General features: G+C 50.2%; 2 tRNA genes and 2 rRNA genes. All 4 read right to left on the bottom strand.

Features of this window, described 5'->3' with window-relative positions:
- Positions 1–973 (bottom strand): 23S ribosomal RNA (locus tag AC58QC_RS30325); the annotation flags it as partial.
- Positions 974–1,189: 216 nt separating this feature from the next.
- Positions 1,190–1,265 (bottom strand) — tRNA-Ala (locus tag AC58QC_RS30320).
- A 29-nt stretch (positions 1,266–1,294) separates the two neighbouring features.
- Positions 1,295–1,371: transfer RNA gene (locus AC58QC_RS30315), tRNA-Ile, on the bottom strand.
- Between the two features lie 75 nt (positions 1,372–1,446).
- Positions 1,447–1,557: ribosomal RNA gene (gene rrf / locus AC58QC_RS30310) — 5S ribosomal RNA — on the bottom strand; the annotation flags it as partial.

Raw genomic sequence — 1,557 nt, 5'->3', positions numbered from 1 at the left:
TTAAGTTTGTGGCATTCAGAGTTTGACTGGACTTGGTAACCCTTGGCGGGCCCCGCACCCAATCAGTGCTTTACCTCCACAACTCAACATCCGAGGCTAGCCCTAAAGCTATTTCGGGGAGAACCAGCTATCTCCGAGTTCGATTGGAATTTCTCCGCTACCCCCACCTCATCCCCGAATTTTTCAACATTCGTGGGTTCGGGCCTCCAGTGAGTGTTACCTCACCTTCACCCTGGACAGGGGTAGATCACACGGTTTCGGGTCTACGTCCACGTACTAAAGCGCCCTATTCAGACTCGCTTTCGCTGCGGCTCCGTCTTTTCAACTTAACCTCGCACGGGAACGTAACTCGCCGGTTCATTCTACAAAAGGCACGCCATCACCCATATAGAGGGCTCTGACTTTTTGTAAGCACACGGTTTCAGGTTCTTTTTCACTCCGCTTCCGCGGTGCTTTTCACCTTTCCCTCACGGTACTGCTTCACTATCGGTCACTAGGGAGTATTTAGCCTTGGCAGATGGTCCTGCCGGATTCCGACGGGGTTTCACGTGACCCGCCGTACTCAGGATACCTCTAGGGGATTCGTTCAGTTTGGGCTACAGGGCTTTTACCTTCTATGCCGGACCTTTCCAGATCACTTCGCCTACCAAACTAACCCCATATCGAGGTCCTACAACCCCAAGGAGCAAGCTCCTTGGTTTGGGCTATTCCGCTTTCGCTCGCCGCTACTGACGGAATCACTTTTGTTTTCTTTTCCTCCAGGTACTTAGATGTTTCAGTTCCCTGGGTCTGCCTCTACTAAAGCTATGTATTCACTTTAGAGTAACTGCGCATTACCACAGCTGGGTTCCCCCATTCGGACATCCCCGGATCAAAGCCTGCTTACGGCTCCCCGAGGCATTTCGTCGTTCGCCACGTCCTTCTTCGGCTCCTAGTGCCTAGGCATCCTCCGTGTGCTCTTTCTAGCTTAACCTAGAAAAAACTAATAAAGATATTTGTGTAACCCGAAGGTTAACACAACCTAAGTTCTTACTTTACGTTTTGTTTCGTTATCTAGTTTTCAAGGAACAACGTATTGCTGTGATTCGTTCATTCTCGCCCTATTTCAGCGGCGAAAGTTATCTTATCACATCTTATTACTGCATTTCAAGTTGAAATTTCTTGGAAATTCCTGTCTTAAAATGTGGTTTGGTGGAGCCAAGCGGGATCGAACCGCTGACCTCCTGCTTGCAAGGCAGGCGCTCTCCCAGCTGAGCTATGGCCCCAAAATGGGTTACTTCAATATGAAGTTAAATGGTGGGCCCTAGTGGACTCGAACCACCGACCTCACCCTTATCAGGGGTGCGCTCTAACCAGCTGAGCTAAGGGCCCTAAATGGAAATTTTCCATAATAAAAACCCACCTACAAGCTTTCGAAGCTTTCTCCGAAAGCTTGCCATGGGTATCGCTTGGCAACGTTCTACTCTCCCAGAACCCTGCGGTTCAAGTACCATCGACGCTGGAGGGCTTAACGGTCGTGTTCGAGATGGGAACGCGTGGGTCCCCTCCGCCATCATC

The sequence above is a fragment of the Paenibacillus sp. J22P51 genome (assembly GCF_059692215.1).
This window is presented reverse-complemented; position numbering and strand designations above follow the sequence as displayed.